This is a genomic window from Gemmatimonas sp., assembly GCF_041689975.1.
Classification (GTDB): domain Bacteria; phylum Gemmatimonadota; class Gemmatimonadetes; order Gemmatimonadales; family Gemmatimonadaceae; genus Gemmatimonas.
Map to the genome: position 1 here is coordinate 1 of NZ_JBDNFF010000251.1, position 4982 is coordinate 4982.

At 63.6% G+C, this 4982-nt stretch carries 5 protein-coding genes; 1 reads left to right on the forward strand and 4 read right to left on the reverse strand.

Features of this window, described 5'->3' with window-relative positions; genetic code table 11:
* Positions 1 to 270, forward strand: a 270-nt coding sequence (locus ACESNG_RS15910) for a TlpA family protein disulfide reductase (RefSeq protein WP_373069713.1), incomplete at its 5' end; no start/stop codon positions are given.
* On the opposite strand, the gene ACESNG_RS15915 is transcribed toward ACESNG_RS15910, so the two are convergent.
* The 4 genes from ACESNG_RS15915 to ACESNG_RS15930 form a co-directional block, all read right to left on the reverse strand.
* Positions 254 to 2557: an OPT family oligopeptide transporter gene (locus tag ACESNG_RS15915; RefSeq protein WP_373069715.1), complete on the reverse strand. Its 2304-nt coding sequence runs from the start codon at positions 2555 to 2557 to the stop codon at positions 254 to 256. The two genes, ACESNG_RS15910 and ACESNG_RS15915, sit on opposite strands and share 17 nt — an antisense overlap.
* On the reverse strand, positions 2557 to 3033 hold the full coding sequence (locus tag ACESNG_RS15920) for a DUF4199 domain-containing protein (protein WP_373060949.1): 477 nt from the start codon (positions 3031 to 3033) through the stop codon (positions 2557 to 2559). Before ACESNG_RS15920 ends, ACESNG_RS15915 begins: the two co-directional genes overlap by 1 nt.
* The gene (locus ACESNG_RS15925) at positions 3030 to 3305 is read right to left on the reverse strand and encodes a hypothetical protein (protein WP_373060948.1); all 276 of its coding nucleotides are present in this window, start codon (positions 3303 to 3305) and stop codon (positions 3030 to 3032) included. The genes ACESNG_RS15920 and ACESNG_RS15925 overlap by 4 nt, the downstream gene beginning before the upstream one ends.
* Positions 3306 to 3487: 182 nt before the next feature.
* Positions 3488 to 4982: aspartate aminotransferase family protein (locus tag ACESNG_RS15930; RefSeq protein WP_373069717.1), on the reverse strand; the 1495-nt coding region annotated here is incomplete at its 5' end.

A 4982-nucleotide genomic window follows, 5' to 3' on the forward strand; every position in this document is an offset into this window, starting at 1 on the left:
ATGCGCGCCGCCATGACCAAGCACGGCGCGCAGGTGAAGTTCGTGACTATTGCGGTATCGGTGAACCAGTCCATCGAACGCGTGAAGGGCTGGCAGAAGGCCAACAAGCTCGGTGGCGAACTGCTGTACGACAAAAAGGGCACGGTCAGCGGTGCCTACGACGTGCCGGCCACCAGTTACGTGGTCGTCGTGAACAAAAGCGGCAAAATCGTCTACACCGGCGTCGGCGGCGCGCAGAACCTGGAAGCGGCGATCAAGAAGGCCTTCTAAGCAGCTTTTCCCGGCCGGTCAGGTACAGCACCGCGATCAGCACCACGAACGGTAGCAGCGACAGCGCGTCGGCCATCGGTCCTGAGAAGAGCGGATTGTTGGCGGACATCGCCTCGATCGCGCGATTCGCACCCGCCATCGCCGGTACTCCCGCCACAAAGGCGATCAGGATGCCGGCGATCGCGCCGCCCGCGATGTAGCCCGAGGCCATCAGCACTCCCGGGCTCTTGTCGCCCTCGGCCGCCAGTTCATCGTCGGTGAGGTTGCGATCGGCATGCTTGCGCGCGATCCAGCGATCGACCGCCCAGCGCACGACACCGCCCACGAAGATCGGCGCGGAGGTGGAGATCGGTAGATATACGCCCACCGCAAAGGCCAGCGATGGGATCCCCGACAGCTCGAGCACGATCGCGATCATGACGCCCAGCAGCACGAGTCCCCACGGGAGCTTCCCGCCCAGGATGCCCTTGATGATGTACGACATCAGCGTGGCCTTGGGCGCATCGAACTTCGGCACCGTCTGGCCATTCGCGAGCGTCGTGATGCTGCCGTTGATGCCGGGATCTACGAAGTACACAGGCTTGCCCGCGTCGTCCACGAGATATTTCTCGGCGCTGCCGCCGCTCGGGTCCTGGCGGTGCCATACCCAGTACTCGCGCGAGTCAGTGCTGCCGTCGGCCATGATGCCGTCCACCGATTCACGACGATCGAGCGTGCGCACGTTCGCCGTTTCACCACTCGTGAGCGCCGCGCCGCCGCGCGCATCAGGCGACATCGCCGACGCGCTCACGTACACGGTGCCGGCCGCGTTGAGTCGCAGCAGAATCGGCCCGAGCGCCAACGCCGACACGAGTGCGCCTACCACGATGGCGATCTGCTGCGAGCGCGGTGTCGCGCCCACCAGAAATCCCGTCTTCAAATCTTGCGACGTAGTACCGCCGTTCGACGCCGCGATGCACACGATCGCGCCGATCGAGAGGGCGGTCACGTAGTAGTTGCTACCCGTCCAGCCAAGCAACACGAACGTCAGACAGGTGAGCAGCAGCGTGGCCACCGTCATGCCGGAAACCGGATTTGATGACGAGCCGATTTCACCGGTCAGTCGCGAGGACACCGTCACGAACAGAAACCCGAACACCACGATCAGCAGCGCCGCCGCGATGCGCGTACCGAAGCCGGTACCACGCACATACAGCGGACTCGCACCCACGAGCGCGACCACCAGCGCAATGATGCCAAGCAGTACCAACTTGAGTGGCAGATCACGGTCGGTGCGTACCGTGTCGCGAATAGTTGCGGCGCTCGAGTTCGACACATCGCGCAGTCCTTCCCGCAGTCCGTGCCAGATCGTCGGCGTGGAGCGGATCACGCTGATGATGCCACCAGCGGCCACAGCACCGGCGCCGATGTACAACACGTACGCATTGCGAATGGCGCCGGGACTCATGTCGCGGATCAGTGCGCGCGTTTCCGGGGCCAGCGGTGTAGTGAGCGCCGCGCCGAAATAGGCGATCATCGGAATGAGTACGAGATACGCCAGCACACCGCCGGCAAACATCACCGCCGCCACACGCGGGCCGATGATGTAGCCCACACCCAGCAACTCCGGTGACACTTCCACCGATACCGACGCCGCCGAAAAGGGGGCGCCGAATACTTTCTCCGGCGCATCCTTCCACGCGCGCAACGCCGACATCGCCGTCTTGTACACGATGCCGATACCGAAACCGGTAAAAATGGTGCGTGCGCTCGTGTCGGCACCACCCTGTGCGTCCTGCTCGCGCCGCGCCCCGTCGCTCGCCGCCGCGCGCGACTCCGCGTTCGCGCCGGCCTTCAGCACCTCAGCACACGCCGTGCCTTCCGGATACTTCAGCACTCCATGCTGCGCCACGATCAGCGCGCGACGCAGCGGAATCATCATGAGGATGCCGAGCACACCCCCAAGCACCGCAACCAGCAGTACGCGCGCGATCTCGAGGTCGAAACCGAGAATGAGAATCGCGGGCATCGTGACGCCGATGCCGAACGCAATCGATTCACCCGCCGAACCAGCCGTCTGCACGATGTTGTGCTCGAGGATCGTCGCATCACGCCCGCCCAGTCGCGCAAACAGGCGGAAGATCGTTATCGAAATGACCGCGACCGGAATCGAGGCGCTCACGGTGAGTCCCACCTTGAGCACCAGATACAGCGACGACGCCCCGAAGATGAGGCCGAGGACGGCACCGACAATCAGCGGAACCGGTGTGAGCTCACGCAGACGGGTTTCGGGGGCGATGTACGCCATCAGGTAGCTCGTGGAGGGATCGTGCGGCGACTGAGCAGGCCAGTGGACACCAACGTCATAATCAACGCCACGGGAAGTGGTTCGAGGAAGGTGATGGTGGCATTGATCGCCGGATTCTGGTACATAACCGCGAACTTCTCCATCTCTTTCCGCGTCTTCGAAATCGCGGCCTCGCTTTCACCGGCGGCCCGCGCCTTCCCCAGCGTACGCGCGGAGAGCTTGGCGCTGAAATCCGGCATGAAATTGAAGTACCTCACCTGCCAGGTGGCCACGTAGCAGCTGGACGATATCAGGGCGATCAACGCACCGACCTTGACGGCCCGGCCAAAGGTGACCGACCCGCCACCTGCAGTATCGCGGTAGGTGCGGACGCCGAAATAGATGAGCAAAAAGGCCAAGACCATCGTGGTGTAACCGACGATCATGCCATAGTCGAAGCCGATCGCGTCTTGCAACGGGATCGTGACTGCCATCATGGCCGAGAGGAGCGCGCCGGAGTGGAGTTGACCCGCACTTCCACCCGCACTTCCACCGGCATCTCGACCGGCACCTCGCGTACGACCACGGTCTCGCGCGTGCGCGTGAGCTTGCGGCCGAGCCAGATCCCGAGCGTCGCGAAGAGCGCGGCGATGAGCCCCCAGTAGATCTCAAGCGAGTGCTCGAGCACGAGAAATCGGTATTCGACGAATCGCAGGCCGGCGATCAACACGCCACCCACGAGTCCGTACAGCAAAACGGTCTTTTTCACGGGGGATCCTCGAGACCGCCAAAGATGCGTCGACAGCTACAGTTGATCAACAAAAACAGCAACGCGTCTCCCTACGCCGTTTGTCGAGCAATCCCTACGAACAGATCCGTGTTGTTACTGTGCCTTTCCGTCAATCCGTGTTCCAGCGGTTAGCGGCCCCTCCACCACGCGACGCCGCCACCCTACGCCCGGTGCCTCGCCACCACCTCGGTGATCGCGGCCGCCATATCCTCCACCAAGTGATCAATCTGCATCGCGTGCGTCCGGAAACTCAGCACGCAGACGCGACCCACATACCGTCCACCAGCCACAGCGCCACTGATCATTACGCGCCCGCGCTGTGACGTGGCCGCCATCAACTCTCGCGTGGCGGCGTCCTCCTGGGCACGCGTGGCGCCTGGCCACGTGAGGTGGAACGGAAATAGCGACAGCTCGGGCGGTGCGTCCATGACCACATGCGGCAATCGTGCCACGCGAGCCGCGGCGTCGAGCGCGAGGGCGCGCTTCTCATCGATCGCTGCGCGAAACGCATCGGCACCGTACAGCTTGATCGTGAGCCACATGCGCAATCCGGGGAACCCACGCGACAAGTCGGGCCCATGTTGACTCGGATCGTAAAAATCCGCTGCACTCGGCATGTCAGGGAGATAGTCAGCCGTTGCCCCATGCGCTGCCCGCAGCGCCGCGCCATCGCGCACCAGCAACGCGCCCGTACCGTACGGCATGAACATGCCTTTGTGTGGATCAAGCGTGAGTGAGTCTGCCCGCTCGAGGCCACGCAGCACCTCGCGCGTGTCAGTACAGAGTTGGAAAAACGCGCCGTAGGCGCCGTCCACATGGTGCCAGAGCTGTTCGGCCGCGCAGAGATCGGCGATGTCATTGAGTGGATCGACCGCACCGGTGTTCGTGGTGCCGGCGTTCGAGACCACCATAAATGGCAGCAATCCGTCACGACGGTCCTGCGCGATCGCCTCGCGCAACAGATGTGCCGGCAAGCGAAAGTGCGCGTCGCACGGAACAGATCGCACCCGATCGGGCATGATGCCGGCCAGCTTCGCTGACTTGATCACGCAATGGTGCGCTTGATCCGACGTGTACAGTACACCGCGACGAATATCGGGGCCCAGATGCTGCTCACGCGCGCACAACACCGCGTTGAAGGTGGCCATCGAGCCACCGGTCGTGAATACACCGCGCGTGCCCTCGGGAAACCCCATCCACTCGCGCAGCCACTCCAGCGCATTCGCTTCGAGCTGCACCAGCGCTGGCGCCGCCTGCCAGATGCCCGTGTAGCGGTTCGTCGTATCGGCGATGAAATCCGCCAGCGCCGCCGGAAACAGACCGCCACCGGGGATGTATGCGAGATATCCCGGCGACGGTGTATTGAACGACTGCGGGATGTACGTCGTGAACAGATCGTCGAGCAGCGCCGTCAACGGAGTACCCGACGCCGGCGACGACTCGCGCATGCTCAGGCAGAGCGCCTCCGCATCATGCACGCCGTACAGCGGCTGACCGGGTAGCGTCGTGATGTGGTCCACGCAGCGCGCCACGACCTGATCGGCCATCGCGCGCATCTCCTGCGCGCTGAATTCGAGATCGATGATACCAACTCCCTGCGTAAACGTGATGCCGTCGGGTCGCGCGCTGTTGCCTTTGTGGTGCTGGTGACGCCAT